Origin of the sequence: Candidatus Viridilinea mediisalina (assembly GCF_002532535.1) — a bacterium.
In the GTDB taxonomy this organism is placed as follows: Bacteria; Chloroflexota; Chloroflexia; order Chloroflexales; family Chloroflexaceae; genus Viridilinea; species Viridilinea mediisalina.
In genome coordinates this window covers 24,561-44,139 of sequence record NZ_NQWI01000035.1, presented here as the reverse complement: position 1 = coordinate 44,139, position 19,579 = coordinate 24,561, and the positions used below count along the sequence as shown (strand labels likewise).

The 19,579-nt window shown below is 58.1% G+C and carries 16 protein-coding genes; 11 read left to right on the top strand and 5 right to left on the bottom strand.

Annotated features, from left to right (window positions below; genetic code table 11):
* Positions 1-59 precede the first annotated feature (59 nt).
* From CJ255_RS09820 to CJ255_RS09795, 6 genes are all read left to right on the top strand, one after another.
* Entirely contained in the window at positions 60-938 is an 879-nt protein-coding gene (locus CJ255_RS09820; RefSeq protein WP_097643929.1) for an ABC transporter ATP-binding protein, read from the top strand.
* Between the two features lie 338 nt (positions 939-1,276).
* Positions 1,277-1,966 carry a fluoroquinolone export ABC transporter permease subunit gene (locus CJ255_RS09815; RefSeq protein ID WP_124681895.1) on the top strand — a complete coding sequence of 230 codons (690 nt, stop codon included), beginning with the start codon at positions 1,277-1,279 and terminating at the stop codon, positions 1,964-1,966.
* Between the two features lie 18 nt (positions 1,967-1,984).
* The gene (locus CJ255_RS09810; RefSeq protein ID WP_097643927.1) at positions 1,985-2,734 is read left to right on the top strand and encodes an Rv2686c family ABC transporter permease subunit; all 750 of its coding nucleotides are present in this window, start codon (positions 1,985-1,987) and stop codon (positions 2,732-2,734) included.
* A 402-nt stretch (positions 2,735-3,136) separates the two neighbouring features.
* Positions 3,137-4,072, top strand: coding sequence for an ABC transporter ATP-binding protein (locus CJ255_RS09805; RefSeq protein ID WP_097643926.1), 936 nt, complete (start codon positions 3,137-3,139; stop codon positions 4,070-4,072).
* Entirely contained in the window at positions 4,069-5,280 is a 1,212-nt protein-coding gene (locus CJ255_RS09800; RefSeq protein ID WP_097643925.1) for an ABC transporter permease, read from the top strand. The genes CJ255_RS09805 and CJ255_RS09800 overlap by 4 nt, the downstream gene beginning before the upstream one ends.
* Positions 5,281-5,522: 242 nt before the next feature.
* On the top strand, positions 5,523-6,770 hold the full coding sequence (locus CJ255_RS09795; protein ID WP_097643924.1) for an ABC transporter permease: 1,248 nt from the start codon (positions 5,523-5,525) through the stop codon (positions 6,768-6,770).
* A 535-nt stretch (positions 6,771-7,305) separates the two neighbouring features.
* Here CJ255_RS09795 and CJ255_RS09790 read toward each other — a convergent pair.
* Both CJ255_RS09790 and CJ255_RS09785 read right to left on the bottom strand, forming a co-directional pair.
* Positions 7,306-7,959 carry a response regulator gene (locus CJ255_RS09790; protein WP_097643923.1) on the bottom strand — a complete coding sequence of 218 codons (654 nt, stop codon included), beginning with the start codon at positions 7,957-7,959 and terminating at the stop codon, positions 7,306-7,308.
* A 115-nt stretch (positions 7,960-8,074) separates the two neighbouring features.
* Entirely contained in the window at positions 8,075-9,439 is a 1,365-nt protein-coding gene (locus CJ255_RS09785; protein WP_097643922.1) for a sensor histidine kinase, read from the bottom strand.
* 265 nt (positions 9,440-9,704) lie between these two features.
* On the opposite strand from CJ255_RS09785, the gene CJ255_RS09780 reads away from it, so the two are divergent.
* Positions 9,705-10,238: a hypothetical protein gene (locus CJ255_RS09780; RefSeq protein WP_097643921.1), complete on the top strand. Its 534-nt coding sequence runs from the start codon at positions 9,705-9,707 to the stop codon at positions 10,236-10,238.
* Between the two features lie 162 nt (positions 10,239-10,400).
* On the opposite strand, the gene CJ255_RS09775 is transcribed toward CJ255_RS09780, so the two are convergent.
* The 3 genes from CJ255_RS09775 to CJ255_RS25080 form a co-directional block, all read right to left on the bottom strand.
* Positions 10,401-12,410, bottom strand: a complete 2,010-nt coding sequence (locus CJ255_RS09775) for a Kelch repeat-containing protein (protein WP_097643920.1) — start codon at positions 12,408-12,410, stop codon at positions 10,401-10,403.
* A 414-nt stretch (positions 12,411-12,824) separates the two neighbouring features.
* On the bottom strand, positions 12,825-14,669 hold the full coding sequence (locus CJ255_RS09770; RefSeq protein WP_245863305.1) for a type I restriction endonuclease subunit R, EcoR124 family: 1,845 nt from the start codon (positions 14,667-14,669) through the stop codon (positions 12,825-12,827).
* Positions 14,666-15,100: a type I restriction endonuclease gene (locus CJ255_RS25080; protein ID WP_217352429.1), complete on the bottom strand. Its 435-nt coding sequence runs from the start codon at positions 15,098-15,100 to the stop codon at positions 14,666-14,668. Before CJ255_RS25080 ends, CJ255_RS09770 begins: the two co-directional genes overlap by 4 nt.
* Before the next feature lie 476 nt (positions 15,101-15,576).
* Here CJ255_RS25080 and CJ255_RS09765 point away from each other — a divergent pair, with 476 nt between their 5' ends.
* The 4 genes from CJ255_RS09765 (at position 15,577) to CJ255_RS09755 (ending at position 19,441) form a co-directional block, all read left to right on the top strand.
* Positions 15,577-16,878: an IS4 family transposase gene (locus CJ255_RS09765; protein WP_097643919.1), complete on the top strand. Its 1,302-nt coding sequence runs from the start codon at positions 15,577-15,579 to the stop codon at positions 16,876-16,878.
* Positions 16,879-17,158: 280 nt separating this feature from the next.
* On the top strand, positions 17,159-17,284 hold the full coding sequence (locus tag CJ255_RS24665; protein ID WP_281257203.1) for a hypothetical protein: 126 nt from the start codon (positions 17,159-17,161) through the stop codon (positions 17,282-17,284).
* Between the two features lie 77 nt (positions 17,285-17,361).
* The gene (locus tag CJ255_RS09760; RefSeq protein ID WP_097643918.1) at positions 17,362-18,153 is read left to right on the top strand and encodes a DUF4058 family protein; all 792 of its coding nucleotides are present in this window, start codon (positions 17,362-17,364) and stop codon (positions 18,151-18,153) included.
* A gap of 136 nt (positions 18,154-18,289) precedes the next feature.
* Complete coding sequence (locus CJ255_RS09755; protein WP_097643917.1) at positions 18,290-19,441, top strand: GNAT family N-acetyltransferase; 1,152 nt, start codon at positions 18,290-18,292, stop codon at positions 19,439-19,441.
* Positions 19,442-19,579: the final 138 nt, after the last annotated feature.

Here is a 19,579-nt window from a genome sequence, read left to right as displayed (position 1 = left end):
GAAAACCCCTCCCACGATCCTAGAGGTTCCAGAAACATTATCTGGAAGACTATATCACCATGATTGACGTACACCAGTTGAGTTATCGCTACACCAGTGGGCGCGAGTTGGCCCTGAACGCTGTGAGCTTTCAGGTTGCGCCGGGTGAAATCTTTGGCTTTTTGGGGCCGAGTGGGGCCGGGAAGTCTACCACGCAGAAGATTTTGATGAAACTGCTGGATGGCTACCAGGGTGGCGTGCAGGTCTTTGGGCGCGAGGTGCGGCGTTGGGATAGTAGCTATTACGAGCGGGTGGGGGTTGCCTTTGAGCAGCCGAACCACTTTTTGCGCCTGAGTGCGCGCCGCAACCTTGAATATTTTGGGGCGCTCTATCAGGCTTCAACGCTGGCGATTGGGCCGCTGCTAGAGCGGCTGGGCTTGTTGGCCGATGCTGATACGCCGGTGGAACGCTTTTCCAAAGGCATGCAGACGCGCCTCAGTGTGGCGCGGGCGCTGCTGCATCAACCTGAGTTGATCTTCCTCGACGAGCCAACCAGCGGCCTTGATCCCGTCAGTGGCCGTATGGTCAAGCAACTCATTCGGGAACAGCGCGCCGCCGGGCGAACTGTCGTCCTCACCACGCACAACATGGGCCTAGCTGACGAACTGTGCGACCGGGTGGCCTTGATTGTGGACGGGCGCATTGTGGAGATTGACACACCACGAGCGTTGCGTCTGCGCTTTGGCAGCGCTCATGTGCGGGTTGAGTATCGCCCACATGCAACCTCGCCTGCACAAGATACACTTGCCTATGCGGAGTTTCCTCTTGCAGGGCTTGGCGAAAATGCTGCATTTCAGGAGGTGCTCCGCACAAGTACCGTGCAGACCATCCATAGCCGCGAGGCAACCTTGGAGGATGTCTTTGTCGCAGTGACGGGCCGACGCTTGGATAGCCAATAGGTGCTTTGCAACTGCGTCCCATACGCATTACATTAACCCTCCGGTGGGGGAGGCTTTGCCTCCTCCAAAAAACTCTTGTTAGCGCGAAAAATCCCTGGGCCGCGCCGCTTGGCTTCGACAGGCTCAGCCAGCGGCACGGTGGCTGCGAACCCAAGGCTTCTTCGCGCTAACAAACTCTTTGTGTTCCGTGTTGGCGGCGCAGCCGCCAACACGGAACACAAAACGGGGCTTGGGGCGTAGCCCCAAAGCGGGTTTCAGGGCGGCAGCCCTAAATGTAATGCGAATGAGGCGAAGCTTCCCCGCACCCCGCCGTAAGGCGCAGAATGAATGGAACGACCATGCGAATAGGCCGAATTATGGCCACACTGCGTTGCGAACTGGAGCTACATGCGCGCAATGGGCTCTACTATGCGGTAGGATTTGTGCTGCTGGTGACCCTGGCTGTTTTGGCTGCGTTGCCTACGGCAGGCTTGGAGCGCTTGCTGCCAGCGGTGGCGTTCAATAACTTGGCGCTTACGGCCTTCTTCTTTGCAGCGGCCTTGACGCTGCTCGAGACGAATGAGGGTAGTGCGTTGGCCCGGCTCGTGACGCCGCTGCGTCAGCGCGAATTACTAGTAGCACGAATGATCGCCTTAGCCCTACTGGGGGCGGTACACCACCTAGCGCTCGGCTTGGTGCTGTTGGCACCAGGGCCAAGCTTGGTACTCTTGGCCTTAGGCGTAGGCTTAGCCGGGGCACTAATGGCCCTGCTGGGCCACTACCTCGCAGCAGGCCAACGCGAACTGAGCGCCTTTCTATGGCCCGCATTACCCTGGCTGGCCCTCCTCATGCTGCCCATGATCGCTGATGTACTCGCATGGCAACACCCGATCCTTTGGCTACACCCCCTCTACGCAGCACTCACCATCATCCGCGCAGCAGTCGTGCCGGTGGCATGGTGGGAATTGGCACTAGGGTTAAGTTTGGCACTAGGATGGTTGGGCGGGGCGCTCTGGGTTCTCCCAAATTCGATAGCCGATAGCCGATAGCTGAAATAGGATTAGATCATGCTCCAACTCAAAACACTCCGCACCCTCAGTGCGATTGATCGCGGCAGCATCCTAGCTGATCCGCTGCTACGCGGCCTGTTGCTGGTGCCACTGATGGTGGCGCTGGCGGTACGGGGGTTGCTACCGCTCATCCTAGAACAGGTAGCAGCATTGGTTGAAGTCGAACTCACATGGCTCTTTGCGCCCATGGCAGGCTACATCGTCGTCACCATGGCGCCCCTGCTGGCGGGTACTGTCATCGGCTTTCTGCTGCTCGACCAGCGCGACGACCGTACCTTCCTGGCGTTGCGGGTGACTCCGCTACCGCTGGGGCTTTACTTAAGCTACCGGCTGGCGCTGCCGATTGGCATTGCTGTGCTGATCAGCCTCGTTGCGGTAGCGCTCGCGGGCGGCCAAGGCTTGGGGCTAGGGGGCGCATGGTTCGCGGCGCTCGCGGCAGCACCGCTGGCCCCAGTGACGGCACTCGGGCTGGTGGCCTTTGCACGCAACAAATTGGAAGGCATGGCGCTGATGAAGACATTGAGCATCCTCCTCGCCGCACCACTAGCGGGCCTCTTCATGCCATTGGCGGGCTGGAGTTTGCCACTACTGCTGCTGCCAACCTTCTGGGTAGCCCAGGCCACATGGGCGCTCCAAGCGGGCACCAACCCTTGGGGCTGGATTGCGGGTTCGTGGTGCATCAGCGGACTTTTGCTCTTCTTGCTGCTCAGACGCTTCCAGCGCATGCTTTTGGTGCAAGATTACTAACGTCGATCATCAGAAGGTGCTTCTGGCGGCAGAGCAACCAACTCATAGATGTCTGCCAACACAAGGGTACACTGGATTGAAGTAAGCATGGGGGAAGGCTTTATCTCCCCCGATTTTTTTTGTTCCAGCAAGCCACAACCAAAAAGCGGAGCCGCCATCCAACTTGAGAACCAGATGAGAATCAGTCCTGGGCATGCTTGATCCGGGGGGTATCTCATGTAGGATGCATGCAATCAGATAAAGAATGTAGTCGGCTGAGGTCGCCGACAGCCCCGGATTCCGACTAACGTCGGCACTACGACGGTAAAGTGGCACATGCTGGAGTGCCGGCTTTAGCCGGCTGAAGCCGGCACTCCAACGCCAGTTCATAGATTTTTCAGACAGCCTCTAAGGAGTATCCCCATGGATCCACTGATCATTGAGCATATTGCCAAGAATTTTGGCCAGACGGTTGCGGTGCGTGATGTGAGCTTCCGGGTGGGGGCGGGCGGTATCTTTGCGCTGTTGGGGCCAAATGGGGCCGGTAAGACGACGACGATCCGTATGGCGCTCGATATTTTTCAGCCCGACCGAGGAACTATTCGGCTCTTTGGCGGGCCACCGGGCGCTCAGGCCCGCGACCGGATTGGTTATTTGCCTGAAGAGCGGGGGCTCTACCGTAATCTCAATCTGGTGGAGTGCCTTGTCTATCTGGCGGGGCTGAAGGGTTTGCCGCCGAACGAGACGCGCCGCCGTTTGGATGCTTGGTTGGAGCGTTTTGATCTGGCGGCCCATACCAATAAGCAGGTGAATGATCTGAGCCGGGGTATGCAGCAGAAGGCGCAGTTTATTGCTGCGCTCATCCATGAGCCTGAGTTGCTCATTGTTGATGAGCCCTTCGCTGCGCTCGATCCGGTCAATACCCGTTTGATTAAGGAGGTCATGCGTGAATGGGCTGCCCAAGGCCGCACGGTGATCATGTCTACCCACCAGATGCATCTGGTTGAGGAGTTGGCCGAGCGCATGGTGATGATCAATCGGGGCGAAGTGGTGCTCTATGGCACGGTGGCTGAGGTGCGTCAACAGTTTGCTGCCCATGCCATGCTTATCCGTGGCCAGGGGCAGTTTGGCCCCCTGCCAGGCGTTGTAGCGGTTGAACCCCAGCATGAACCAGGCCACTATCTGCTGCGTCTGGATGAGCAGACGACCCCGCAGCAGGTGTTGCGGGCCTTGATGGATCAAGCGGCCTATACGATTGAGCATTTCGCCGTTGCGCTTCCCTCTCTGGATGAGATTTTTGTGCGCGTCGTGGCGGGCGAGCAAGGGCAGGCGCAGAACCAGGAGGAGGTGCTGGCATGAACCGTCTCCTCTGGGTTGCCCGCCATGAGTATTGGCATCATGTCCGCCGCCGCAGTTTTCAGTTGGCAACGTTTGGCTTGCCGCTGCTGGTGTTCCTGTTTATGGGAATGGGCATCTTTATCGCCTATCAGGCCAGTCAAACCGAGGTGGCCATTGGTGTGGTTGATCACAGCGGGGTGCTGGCTGAGGTTAGCTTGCCGCTGCCCAGCGATCCAGCGCAGCGTAGCGTGCCGTTGCAGGGCTTTGCCGATACCGCAGCCGCCCAAGCAGCCCTGGCCGCCGAGCAGATTACGGCCTATGTGCTGATTCCTGCCGACTATCTGGCCGTGGGTGAGGTGGAGGTCTATGGGGTAGCGCAGCTCACCCGTGTAGGCCAACACAGCCTAGAGGCCGCCCTGCACCAGGGGCTCTTAGCTCAGGCGCAACTCCCGTCGAGCTACATGGCGATTGTGCAGGCTCCCTTGGGCCAACTTGAGGCCATGAGCATTGATGGCAGCTCGCTGCATCCCGACGAGATCGGGGGGCGCATCATCGTTGCCATTTTTGCCAGCCTGCTCTTTATGCTGACCATCTTGACCTCATCGGGCTACCTGCTCCAGGCGCTGGTTGAGGAGAAAGAGAACCGGACGATGGAGTTGATCACCACATCCATCAGCCCGGAGCAACTGATTGGCGGCAAGACCGTCGGGCTGGGGCTGGTGGGCTTCACGATTGCGGGCGTGTGGGTGGTAGCGTCCATTCTAGGCTGGCAGATCGGAAGTATCTGGTTTGAACCATTGCGCGCAATCAGCCTGAGCTTCACGCAGATCTTTGTGACCGCACTGCTGATCAGCTTCGGTTACATGCTCTTCGCCGGCTTCATGGTTGCGATCAGCGCCATGGTACCCACGGCGCAAGAGGGTCAACATTTCACCGGATTGGTCACGGTGATCGCCGTGCTACCCATGATCGCCAACGGACTCTTCATCACCAACCCGCATGGGCCCGTGCCCACTGCCATGAGTCTCTTCCCCATCTCGGCCCCGATAGCGATGCTGCTGCGTATGCTGCTCGGCGATGTACCCATCTGGCAACTAGGGCTCAGTCTGATCCTCCTGGCACTTGCTGCGGGCGGCATGATCTGGTTGGCCAGCCGCATCTTCCGCATGGGCATGTTGCACTATGGTCAGCGCCTGCAGCTACGTGATCTATTGCGGCTAGGGAGTTAGGGAAGGATTGAGAAACGACAAATAGAAAATAGGTTTGCATCAACTCTTTTCTTTCGTGTTGGCGGCGCAGCCGCCAACACGAAAGAAAAGAGTTGTTAGCGCGAAAAAGCTCTGGGCCGCGCCGCTTGGCTTCGACAGGCTCAGCCACCGCGAGGTCGCCTGCCAACCCAAGGCTTTTTCGCGCTAACAAAGAGTTCTGCGGAGGCGGCGCAGCCGCCCCGCACCCCAGAAAGGAATCAACAATGCAACGCACATTGCTTGTGGCCCGCCATGATTTTCTGCGCCACCTACGCCGCCCCAGTTTCCTGATCACGACGCTGGGCATGCCACTGTTGGTCGGGTTGATCTTCCTATTCATCAGAATCAGCATGGCGAACGTGAACACGCACACGAACGATACGCCCTTGAACGGGGTGGGAGTGCAGCAACCCATTGGCTATATAGATCACAGCGGGCTATTGGCCAGCCCAGCGCCCGAATTGGCCGCCTATCTGCTGCCCATGGCTGACCGGGCCGAGGCCGAAGCGGCCCTCGTGGCGGGAGAGATCCGCGGCTTCTACGAGTTTGCTGCCGACTACCTCGAGAGCGGGGCGGTTGTGTGGGTAGATGAGGGTATGCGCGGGCCGCAGGGCGAGCAAGCAATCGCCCAGCTTGTGCAGGCCGCGCTCTTGGCCGAACATGGCGGATTAGCCGAGCAACTAGCGCGGCCCCCCAGCTTCCAGGCGCGGGCCGCACCTACAGAAGAGGCACTAGCTGAGCAGCGCTCGCTACAAGAGAACCTGTTGCCCTTTATCCTGCCCTTCGCCTTTGCCATGGCGCTCTATACCACCATCTTCTCCTCGGCTGGCTTTCTACTCCAGAGCGTGACCGAAGAGAAGGAGAATCGCACCGTAGAGATCATCCTGACATCGCTCCGCCCTTGGGAACTGCTCACCGGCAAAGTGATGGGCCTAGGGCTACTCGGCCTCGTACAAGGAGGCGTCTGGCTTGGCAGCGGCCTGCTCATGGTTCAATTGTTCGGTGGTATAGAGCTAGACTACAGCAGTCTCGGCTTAGGCCTAACGTGGGGCACCCTTGCCATCATGGTCGGCTACTACATCTTGGGCTACCTCGTCTACGGGAGCCTGCTGGCCGCCGTAGGCGCACTGATACAGAACGTGCGCGAAGGCTCCCAATTTGTATTTATGCTGATCATCCCCAGCATGATGCCGCTCTGGTTCTGGGTCACCCTGATTGAACGCCCCAACAGCCTACTCGCCATGGCTCTCAGCCTCTTCCCCTTGAGTGCGCCAGTAACCATGGCTCTGCGCGTCCCGATCACAGGCGTTCCGGCCTGGGAGATCGGCCTCAGCTTCTTCTTGCTCGCCTTGACTGCCGCCGGGGCAATCTGGCTTGCCAGCCGCATCTTCCGTGCCGGCAGCCTGCTGAGTGGGCAGAACATCAACATGCGGGTATTCATGCGGGCGTTCACGCGATCTGAGCAGGCGTAGGGTGGTGGATCACAAGCCGATGTAGGGGCGTGGCAGCGCCGCAAAAGAACGCAAAGAAACGCGAAAAAACCGCGTTGCCTGCGCCCCTCTTCCACAACGTTGTAAGGGCGGACAGAATCTGTTTTCTTTTGGACTATTGCGTAATTGGTATAAGGGAAGCAGAAATTGTTACGTATCCCAGCAGCCTGTCATGCTGAATAGTACATATTCGCAGGCATCGTAGTGCCGACTTATGGTGTTCCAGAAATTAATCCGGTGTCGCGGCACGGGCTAGACCTGATAGATATGCCAGATTTGCGAGGTCTGGTTAGCGGATTATTTACTGGAAGACCATTAGTCGGCTGAGGTCTTTGGCAGCGATGGGAAGCCGACTAAAGTCGGCACTACCTACTACCAATTACTCTTGAACATGCAGCATTATCAAGAACGCTAACGCCCATTGGGACGCCATATTCTGCAATCTGCAATCTGCAATCTACAATCGTAAATGGCATAATTGGTATAACTGTAAAGACCGCGTTCCCTCACGCCCCCTTCACCCCAACAAGCCAAGCTGCTGCGCTCTGAGTACCGCCTGGGTGCGGTCGCGGACCTCAAGTTTTGCCAAGAGGTTCGAGACATGGTTTTTGACGGTGCCTTCGGTGATCATGAGTTGGTTGGCGATTTCGCGGTTGGAATGGCCGAGGGCGATGGCGCGGAGTACGTCATGTTCGCGTTCGGTTAAGGCTTCAAGCAGGGGCGTTACCACAGGCGTGGGGCGCTCGTTGGCGAGCCGTGAGAATTCGGCGACCACTTTGCGCGTGATGCTGGGCTGAATCAAGGCTTCGCCCGCTGCGACAGTGCGGACTGCGGCGACAATCTCGTCGGCATTGGTGTCTTTGAGCATGTAGCCCCGCGCCCCGGCCCGCAGCCCAGCAAAGACATACTCGTCGTCATCGAAGGTGGTGAGGATAATCACCCCCAAGCTTGGCTGTTCGGCCAAGAGGGCGCGCGTGGCTGCTACCCCATCCATATGCGGCATACGAATATCCATCAAAACCACATCGGGGCGTTGGGTTGCCACCACAGCCAGCGCCTCGCGCCCATCACTAGCCGTACCGACGACACAAATATCATCCTCAAGCTCAATCAGGGTCTGAATACCCTGCCGCACCAGGGTCTGATCGTCTACCAGCACGACACGGATCATGGGGGTTTGCTCCTATGAGGCTGTCTAAAAAGTCTATGAACTGGCGTTGGAGTGCCGGCTTCAGCCGGCTAAAGCCGGCACTCCAACGCATGCCCACTAGCTTTTCAGACAGCCCCTATGATTGTATAGGCAAACAAATCTGCAACACAAAGCCGCCCTCTGCCTGGGGGCCAGCCTGCAATTGGCCGCCAAGCTGCTCGACCCGTTCGCGTAGCCCGGCGAGGCCAAAGCCGCTGCCCGCCGTTGAACTCTGCCCGCTCCCATTATCGGCCAACTTCAGGCGCACATGATCGGACTGATACGCCAACTCAATCGTCACCAACGTCGCCGCCCCATGCCGCTGGGCATTAGTCAAACCCTCCTGCACCGCACGGTAGAGCGTCTGCAACATGGTGGGCGGCAAGGCACAAGCTTGCCCCAACAGCTCCAAGCGGGTCTGCATACCCGTATGCTGCCCAAACGTTGCCGCAAGCTGCTCCAGGCTTGCGGGCAGACTCTCGCTGGCGAGGGGCTGCTGCCGCATCGCAGCGACACTCTGGCGCACCTCATCGAGCGCCGCCTGCGCCACCGTGCGGCTGGTCTGAATTGCGGCGGCGGCGCGGGCGGGATCGCGCTCGATCAGGCGTGCTGCCGCTTGGAGTTGCAGGTTCAGCGCAGTGAGATGATGCCCCAAGCCGTCATGGATGTCGCGGGCGATCCGCACCCGCTCTTCAGCCACAGCAAGATCGTAATCGCGCCGCCGCGAAGCCTCGAGCGCCACATTGGCCGCACTCAACTGCGCCAGCAACGCCTCAGCGCGCTCGGTCTGCTCACGGTAGAGATTCAGCACCGTCGAGAGCACAACCACAAACATGATCCCAGTGCCAAGGAAGAAGAGATTCGCAAGAATCTGCGCTGGCAGCACGCCAACGATCAGCATAGCCAAGGCCCAACTTGCGATCAGCACCAGCAAATAGAGGGCAGCCTGCACACTTGGCAGCATCACAAACGCTTGGGCCGTAAGCACAAAGATCAAATAGGGAACAAAACTAAAATTGGCACTATCGCTCAGACCCGTAATCCAAGCCAAAGCAAACCAGAGCATGCCACTCACGCTCAGGTGGAGCCAATCGGCACGTTGCACGCCCAATGCCGCTTCAAGGTCACCAAGCACCATATTCAACACAAACATAGTCGCAAGGGCCAGCAGCCCCAGGCTAAACCAGAGCATCCCCACATCACGCTGATTGAGCACAAAGATAATCATGGCGCTCAGAATCATGATATGGGCAGCCAACATGAGCGCATGTTCACCCCCTGGCGCAAAGCGCTTCAGCAGCCCGCGCCAGAGGCCGGAGGGGGAAATGGTGAATGTAGGAGGCATAGCACCAATCAAACCATTTACGATTGCAGATTGCAGATTGCAGATTGCCGAACATGGCGTCCCAATGGGCGTTAGCATGCTTGATAATGCGGCATGTTCAAGGGTAATTGGTATCATACCACTGCCGTCAGGTTCTATCAAAAGTCATCCCTACGAGTTCTATCCTCTTACACTGGTTACAAGCAGGCGCATGGCGTATGCTTAAGATACAGAAAAGAGAAGATAGAAGATAGGTTTGAGGCATCAGGATGGTCTGAATGTCTCAATGCCAAAGCTCATTAGGATGCCATGTTCGGCAATCTACAATCTACAATCTACAATCTACAATCTACAATCTACAATCTGAAATGGCATAACCCAATAACCCAACAGGAGGTTTCCAATGCAGAGCCACGTGGATCAGAGCAATCAGTACGAGAGCCAGGCAGAGCAGAGCGGTAACGGACAGCAGCAACTCATTGGCGGGATCATCCTCATCGTTGCGGGCATCATCTTGATGCTAGGCCAACTCTTCAATCTGGGCGTTTGGGTGCTGCTAATGCTCGGAGTAGGGTTCACCGCAGCGGGCATCGCCACCAAGCATGTGGGATGGTTCATCCCTGGCGGCATCCTCAACGGCATTGGGCTCGGCGTGTTGCTGATCGAGAGCGGCATTGCTGGTGGGGAAGCCATCGAAGGCAGCATCTTCCTCCTCGCCTTTGCCCTTGGTTGGGCCAGCATCAGCCTCTTCACGCGCATCTTCAGCCCTAAAGCGCTACTCTGGCCCCTCATCCCCGGCGGCATCATGGCCTTCATTGGCGGCGCCCTACTGCTGGGCGAAGTTGGGCTCGGCATCCTCAGCACGCTCAACTACCTCTGGCCGCTGCTGCTCGTCATTGGTGGGATTATTATTCTCGTGCGTAGCCGTAGGGGGTAGTGCTATTTCAGATAGTAGATAGTTGCTTGTCGAACATGGCATCCCAATGAGCTTGATGGTCATTGGGCATGCGACAAGTCCAACAAGCAAACGAAGAGGCGAGGGCGCAAAGCCCTCGCCTCTTCGCATCCTCGCAAACGAAAAGTACCTCCGAAGCATATCCTACGGCACCATCACACTACTGCCACCACCACGCAGATCGTAGATCTCGTGTGAACTGGGGGTGCCAAGATTGGCACTAGAACCACCAATGATCAGCACCTGCCCATCAGGGAGTAACGATGCACGATGCATTGATCGCTCGAGTTGCAGTGGTGACAGCGCTGACCATGCATTGGTTGCTGGGTCATAGCGCGATACAGCGCGGCTGTTCGCCTCGAAATAGTACCCCCCTCCGATCACCAGCACCTGCCCATCGGGGAGCAGCAGCGCCGAGCTACCGCCAGAATGATCCCCAATCGGCAGACCCGCATCAGCCCATGTGTTGCTGGCGGGATCATAGATCTCAGCATTAACATTCGTGCCAACCTCCATATCGGTAAAGCCACCAACTATCAATACGCGCCCATCAGCAAGCCGGACAGCACTGTGTAACTGGCGGGCGTGCTGCATACTCGGCACATCTTCCCAACGATCATTGGCCGGATCATAGATCGTCACACTCGCCAAATTGTCATACTGGTTTGCTGCCGAATCCCAATAGAGCCCGCCGGTTACAAGCACACGCCCATCATTCAGTAAGGTCATTCGGTGACTCACGCGATTGATTGCCATTGGCGCCATTTCGGCCCACTGCTCACTCTGCGGATCGTAGCGCATCAGCTTGTTGTAGGCCACGGTCTGCCCGGCATCATCTGAAACCGAACCACCACTAACGAGCACATGGCCATTCTCTAACAGTACAGATCCATAACCAGCGGCCTCGTAGCCGATGTCGGTTGTTGCGGTGCTGGTACCATTGGCCGGATCGAAGAGCATGACACGGTTGTCCGCACCCAACGCAGGCTCATTGTCGGATGCGGGCAAGCCACCCACGATCAGGATACGTTCATCGGCAAGCATAACCATAGCTGCACGGGCTCGCCCAGTGCCAAGCTCGCCGATGGAGGCCCATTGGCGGCTGCGTGGATCATAGCGGAAGGCGCCAGTGCTTGATTGAACCACCTCTTTCGTTGCCGACATCATATCACCGCCCAGACTCAGGATGGTGCCATCGCTCAAGGTAAAAGCTTGGGAGAACATTTGCCCATTCGGCATCGTCAACCCAGCCAAGGCCGGACGCAACTCAAGGCAGAAATCTTCGATTTGGGTGGTGAATCCACGCCCGGTACGGATGAATTCATATGTCCCACCATCAGCGAAGATATCAACGTAGAGTTTGTCATCGATCTCGAACCATGGCCCGATGACCGGGTACAAATAGTTGAAGCTATGGGCCTGGCCATTCGCATGAAAGACAACATCGTGCGCTCCATCGAACGAGCCGTTGCACTGATAATCCTGCATGTAGACCCAGCGGCCCACCACCTCTGGGCGTTCGGGCAGAGGTATCGAGGCCGGTAGCTCGCCGCGTTCGCGCAGCACTTCACTGCCCAGCAGCCCCAGCAGCACCGTGTTGGCATCGTGTAGCTCGAAGCGGCGGCGCTCGAAGTATTGCACGGTCAGGCGCATGCCCTCGATCTCCGTTTCATACGCGCCCGTCACCGGGAAGCCAAAACGTGCCAGGCCGCCGTTGCGCTCCCAATAGGTGGCAAAGGCCCCACAAACACGGTGGCCCGTCTCGGCAAAAGCCAAACAGCCCGCATCGGCGGCCTCGCCCGGCCCGAATTGCCAGGGCGTCCCCTGCTGGGCCAGCCGCTCGACCCCGAGCCGCCCGGCGGTCACCTGGCCGTTAGCCTGGATCTCGAGGCGGTCGCGCTCGAACCACTGCACTTGCAGCGCCTGGCCCTCAACCTGCTCGGCGCTCTGCGCGGTAATCGGAAAACCAAAGACCGCCAGGCCACCGTTGCGCTCCCAATACTGACGGATGGGCCCACTGATACACTGGTTGGTCTCGGCGAAACAGCGCTGCTCACTCTGGGCCTGACTAGGCTGAGCAGGCACGAAGCCGACCATGGTCAGCACGACGAGCAGCGCGACGACGAGGCGAACAGACGCGATGGGATGAGACATAGAAGCAACTCCTTTGCTATACACGAGGCAGGCGACGAAAAAATCTGCCTATTAGTAAGTAGCCAAAAGCCCCCTTTTGCGCTTAGACATGGTTCATAGTTACTTTACAGTTTGGTCTCCGATGGAGTGCCGACTTTAGTCGGCTGGGGTCGTAGATTGCCATGGGATGCCGACTAAAGTCGGCACTCCAACTGTAAAGCTGAAAGGCCGTTTCTGAAACCATGTCTTACGCAAAAGGGGGCTTTTGGATGACAATCTTGTCATCTAAGGCAGACGGGGGCGTGAGGGCATCGCGTTCCCTCCCACTACCGCTCTACGCACCACGTTGTGGCTTGACAATGGCAAAGGATGATCGCATCTACATAGAACACATCGCAGAGACCCTCCTCCATACCCTACACATGTTGGCCACACCTACATCTGCCCGCCCACACCCTTAAACTTTTCAACAAATGCGGAGATTTTTTGAAAAACGCGCTGCTTTTTGATTTTGTATTGGGGGTTAAGTGGGCTCATTTTGGGCAGTGTCGCGTTGAGATCGGTGCCGTTCTCGCTGGCGTATTCGCGCTTCAGTGAGACGGCGATGTAGCGTTGCGCCGCCTCTTCGTTCAAGCCCTCTGCCCGAATCAGTTCTGCGGCTTCGCGGGCCTGCTCGCCCTGGGCGAAGGTAAAGAATGCGTCAATAATCGTAGCTTTATCACCAATCTCGTCCAGGTTAGTCTGGTTGATGAAATCAACAATCAGGCTCTCTTTCGCCCGGTTGCCCAGGCTGGCCCGCAGCAAGCGGCGTACCTCTTCAATCAACTCCTCCTTGCTCTTGTTCTTCTTGTTCTGCTCAAAAATGAGCTCAAGGATGTAGTCAAGGTTGATCTCTTGTGATCTAAGCAGGTCCACTTCAAAGACTACATCGTCCCAGTCGAGGGTGGAGCTTGCTGTTTCTTCGGCGGATTTTTCGCGGCGCAGCCAGTCACGAATGTCGTTGTAGGTTGAGCGGTAGTCCTGTAGCATGCGTGCGCTAGGCATGCGCATGGCTTGGAGTGCAACCAAATCCTCGTCGCTGACATGGTGCTCCGCTTGGAACGCGGCGAGCGCCTGCGCGTCGCTGGGATCAATCGTTTGCAAGGCTTTCAGGCTGGCAAACTCATCGTAGTTTTGCAATACATGCTCAATGCGTAGATATTCGCCAAATAACTTTACGAAATCGCGCTTGTCTTTTTCTAACACAAGCGCATCAGGCTCAGGAAAGCGTTGGGCTAACTCGCTGACCACGTCCATGAAGCCGCGCCGCGCTTCACCGCTCACCAGATCGGTGAAGCCTTGCATGTATTCTTTGTAGCTCTTTTCAAGCACCACGTTTCTGGTGTTCTTATCACCAAATAGGGTGATGGCATCAATCGTCGCCTGCTCGAGATCACGAAAGGTGACGATATTGCCGAAGGTTTTGGTGGCATTGTAGATGCGGTTGGTGCGCGAATAGGCCTGGATCAAGCCGTGGTAACGCAGGTTTTTGTCTACAAACAGGGTGTTGAGCGTCGGGGCGTCAAAGCCGGTTAAGAACATGCCCACGACAATCAGCAGGTCAACTTCTTTGGCGATCACCCGCTTGGCGAGGTCACGGTAGTAGTTTTGGAAGCCGTTGCTATCCACACTGAAGTTGGTCTTAAAGTGGGCGTTATAGTCGGCAATCGCGGCGCTTAAAAACTCTTTGGCGCTGCTCTGCATGGCCGAGAGATCAAAACTTTCGTCGCTGATCTCCCCAACGCTCCCTTGCTCTTCATTGGCGGCGAAGGAGAAGATCGTTGCGATGGTTAGCGGCTTTGTTGCATACTCAGGTTCTTTCTGCAAGGCATGCAACGCCTCATAGTAGGCTTTCGCCGCCTCGATGCTGCTTACGGCGAACATGGCATTAAAGCCCTGGCCGCCCACTTGCAGGCGGTGGGTTTTGCGCCGAAAGTTGTTTAGAATATAGTGCGCGATCTGCCGCATCCGCGCCGGGTGCAGCAGCGCCTGGCGGTTTTCGGCGGCGTTGAGTTTTTGCTCGTCCGTTTCGCTTTCGAGCGCCCGAAACTGTGGCCGCACATCATTGTAATCCACCTTGAACTTGAGTACCTTTTCATCACGAATGGCATCGGTGATCACATACGAATGTAATTGATGGCCAAAGACGCTGGCGGTGGTTTCGGCCCCCAGGGCGTTTTGTGGGAAGATCGGCGTGCCGGTGAAGCCAAATTGGTAGAACTTTTTGAAGCGCTTCTTCAGGTTTTTCTGCGCTTCGCCAAACTGGCTGCGGTGACATTCATCAAAATGGTCTGCTTATCGAGCAGATAGATGTTCTGAATACGGCCATCGTCAAACACGAAGTCATGAATATAGTCATCGTGAACTTTGTGCGCTTTATCGGTCATGCTATCGCCGGGCTTATCCAGATAGGTTTCGACAAAGCGCAACCACTCGCCATCGCTAAACTGGACATTATTCAGCGCTTGCACCTGCGCCCGCACATTCGCCAACAGCGCCTGCGGGCTATTTACGGTCGGCAAGTAGTCATAGCCCTGACGTTGCAAATCCTTGACAAACTCGCGCTCCAGCGCATCTTCGCTCTGGTAACTCTCCGCGACCCGCAACTGCTTGGTGTAGCTATCGAGGACGATGAAGGTGTTTGCTTCGGCGATGGTTTTGTAGTCAGTCATGGGGTTTTGCCTATCTTAGAGACTGTCTGGAAAGTCGGTCGCTACGCGGTGGAGTGCCGGCTTTAGCCGGCTAAAGCCGGCACTCCACCGTGTGCCACGTAATGGTTCTCACCCCCCGGCGCCCGCTCCTGCAATCGATCATGGGCGGACAAGACATTCGCTCGGCAAGCCACGGATAGATGATGGCGCTACCACGGGTGGCCCTCACCCCCTGCCCCCTTCGGCAAGCTCTGGTTCGACAGGCTCACCAACCGGGCACCGCCTCTCCCACTTGTGGGCATACCCTTACCCAAAACGTTTTGCGCACATCTGTTTCCTGTGAAAACGAGTCTGTCAGCAATGTTGAATACATGATGCCATCACGGATCGTACGGTTTAGAAGGGTTGTGGCCTCATTGGAGCAATGTCTGGTATGCTGATGTGAGCGGATCACGGCACCGGGCCGTGGTGCTACGGCATGAAGAAAGGGGCTGGCGATGTCTGCGGAGACGACACGGGCGGAAGAGGAGTTGGGCAATGCGGAGATGGGAGATATCCGACGCACCCATCGCTTGGTGGCCTTGGCGGAGATCTTGGGGGCGCAGCCCCAGGCGTCGTTGCCTCAGGCGACGGAGACCCCGGCACAACTCAAGGCAACCTATCGCTTCTTCGAGAGCTCCTACGTCCAACCTGACGCGATTCTCGCCAGCCATACCCAGGCCACCATCCGTCGGATGCAGGATGAACCCATCATCCTGGCGGTGCAAGACACCACGTTGTTGGATTACACCCAGTTCCCGGAGATCACGGGGTTGGGCCCCTTGGCAACGACATCCCAACGCGGCTTGTTGGCCCATACCACCTTGGCGATGACCCCGGACGGCGTTCCGTTGGGCGTCCTGGCGCAGGATGTGTGGGCCCGTGACCCCGAGGTACGTCGGGCCCAAGACCATAAGACTCGCCCCCTGGATGATAAGGAGAGCCAGAAATGGATCACGAGTCTTGAGGCCGCCATTGCGGCCCATGAGGCCTGTCCCACCACGCAGATCGTGAGTGTCGGCGATCGTGAGGCTGATGTCTATGACCTGTTCATCCACGAGCGTCCAGACGGGGTTGACCTGCTCGTGCGTGCGGCGCAAGACCGCAAGGTGGTGGACGACGAGCACTATCTGTGGGCCGCGATGAAGACCGCAGCCTTGTCTGCCACCGTCGAATTGAACGTGGGGGCGCGTGCGGATCAGCCGGCCCGCATCGCCACGGTGGAGGTGCGCTTCCGCCAGGTGACGATACGTCCGCCCAAGAGCCGGGCAACGGAACGCTTGCCCTGCATCACGGTCTGGGCCGTGTGGGCGGTTGAGCGCCACCCTCCAAAGGGCGTAACCGCGATTGAATGGCTGTTGCTGACCACGGTTCCGGTCACGACGACCGACGACGCGCTGACGCGCTTGGCGTGGTATGCGGCGCGTTGGGGCATCGAGGTGTGGCACAAGATCCTGAAAAGCGGCTGTCAGATTGAGCAGAAGCGCCTGGCGAGCGCGTTTCGGCTGATGACCTGTGTGGCGCTCTACAGCGTGGTCGCCTGGCGCATCATGTATGCCACCATGTTGGCCCGCTCCATACCGGATGCGCCGTGTACGGTAAGGCTTCCAACGCTTGGCAGACATTGCGGAGATGTATCGGATTATGCAGCCATCGCATCAGGATTCTCCGGTGAATTCCCCCGAACGGATCGATCGGGAGTGACGAGGGGGATGCACCATGATGGCACGCGGTGCATCCCCAGAGTGGATTCGCGTTGAGCACGGGCGAACACGACGTAAGCGCATCAGAAAGCCATGTTCGCTTGCAAACACATGTTCTCGTAGATGTTTTGGGTAAGGGTATGCTTGCGTAGGATAGGGGAATGTGGGGGAACCAAGTTCCCCCACGCCCCCTCTTGCGGTGGTGTGGTTTGGGGGAACATGGTTCCCCCAACAAGACTCTTGGTGGGGCACAAAGGGGGTTTGGGGGAACATGGTTCCCCCAACAAGACTCTTGGTGGGGCACAAAGGGGGTTTGGGGGAACATGGTTCCCCATCAATGATACCAATTACCCTTGAACATGCCGCATTATCAAGAACGTTAACGCCCATTGGGACGCCATGTTCGGCAATCTACAATCTGCAATCTGCAATCTACAATCGTAAATGGTATGAACACACATGAAGATTCTATTATCTGAAGAACTATCTTCTGTGCTATCATGAAGGGCGGATACCCATCCGTACACTTGGAGGTAGAAGATGGAATCCCCTTTTCCTGGTATGGATCCCTACCTAGAGCGGGCAAGCCTTTGGCCCGATGTGCATACGCGGCTGATCACAGCAAGCTGTGATCTCCTGCAAGCACAGATTGCGCCCGCCTATGTCGCGCAGATTACGCCCTATGTTGCACTTGAGCAGATTGATATTGCGGTGCCACGGCGGGCGATTGTGCTCGATATTGGCATCTACGAACGGGAAAACCCCCGTTGTGCGCCGTTGGCGGCGAGCATTGAGGCACCTTCATTGACCGGCACGGCCATCATTGACATTGCGACGCGCTATGCCCGCATCGAGATCCGTGCGGTGAATGATGAGACGCTGGTGACGGCGATTGAGCTTCTTTCGCCGGTGAATAAGCGCCCCGGCGCGGAAGGGGTCGATGCCTACGAGAAGAAGCGCCGCGAATTGTTCATGGCGGGCGTACATCTGCTCGAAATTGACCTACTGCGCGGGGGCAAACGTCCGCAACTGGCACCATCAACGCAACTTCCCACTGCGCCCTATTTCGTCTTACTCAGCCGTGCCGAACATTGGCCCGAGCTTGACATTTGGGCCTGTGCGTTCGAGCGCCCCCTACCGACGGTGCCGGTGCCGCTGCGCCGCCCCGATCCTGATGCGGCACTGCCGCTCAACCAGGTGCTGCAGCAGGTCTACCGCAACGCCCGCTACGACCTACAGATCGATTATCGCGCTGCACCACCCCCGCCCGATCTCGCCGCCCCTGACGCGGCGTGGCTTGAGGCGCACTTACAAGCATGCGGGCGACGCTAAAAGGCGAGGAGGGGTGGCGGGAGAACCAGGTTCTCCCGCCACCCCTCCTCGCGTAACGCAACCAGTGCAACCCCGCCGCTTTAGGAGTGGAAGGGGAGATTCTGTTAGGCGCATAAGCTAAGGAATTGGAGTATTGATGCACGAAGCCTATGCTGTCGAGGCCCAGTCGCAGCCTGAAGCCGGTACCGTCACAGTACGCCCCATGCAGGCTGCTGATGCCGCGCCACTGCGCCAGGTCGTCAACCGAGCCTTTCCATGGTTTGATCGCATGCTCTTTTCGACCCACAACTGCGATGTCTTTGTTGCCGTTGACGCCGACGAGCGTGTGGTCGGCGGGGTCGTAGTGGATGTCACCCCACGCCCGGATCGTGACGCACCGCAAGGGCGGGTAGGCACAGTCACCTTCATCTGCGCCGATCCAGCAGCGCACCTACCGGGGATCGGCAGTGCCCTGCGCGATGCAGCCAGCCAGCACTTTGCACAACTTGGCTGTCGCGAGACCTTCGCCCGCATTGATGCCGTCAACGCTGCCTCCCAGAACCTCCACCGTCGCGGCGGCTACGAGTTGCTCCCGGTGCGTGCGCAGGTACGCCGCTGGGGCTGGCGCCTGCCGCTGCGCTGGCGTGCGGCTGGGCATGGCTTTGACCCCGGTATGCAGTTGTGGGTGCGCGATGAGGCGGCCCCACAGGTCACGCCACCCCCGCTCTGGACACGGTTCCTCGTGACCCTGATACTCAACGTGCTGCTCCTCGCGCTGGTGGCCTGGCGCGACCCACGGGCGGCGGCGGATCCGCTGACGCTGACGCTCGCCCTGTCCCTGATCGCAACCCTACTGCTCGGTGTGCGTGAGGCCGCGATCTGGCTCGTCGCCGCCACCCAACGTCAGCAACTCACCCACGCTCCCTGGCCGAATGGGCTGGGGCTGGCTGGACTGTTGGCGCTTGGCTTTGGGGTCTGGTTCCCGCTGACCGGCTCGGCAACGCCGACCACACCAGGGTGGCGCCACGAGCACGCAATCCCGGCACTTGGGCGTGCGCACCTGGCAGGCGGCCTGGCGGTCGCCGCGCTTACCTGGAGCGTGTTGTTGATCACCCCCGACCCAGCCTGGGTCTGGTGGCCAGAGCTCCGGCGCGCTGTGGTCATGCTTGCACTGATTGACCTAGTCGTACCAGTATCGCCAATGCTTGGCAACGCAGCCCGCCATGTGTATGAGTGGTCGACATTGGCATGGACGCTGCTTGCGGTTCTGGGTGTCGGACCACTGCTGGTTACACTGCTGATGCCCTGAGCGGGACAGCATCGCGCGCTCTGATGATGGTACCTGATCATCGCCGGGGCCGGAACCGCAATTGGGCTCGTGTTGGGGGCTGGCATCGACAAATACCAATTGCGATTGAATTGTCCGCATTATCGTCATGCTGAGCGC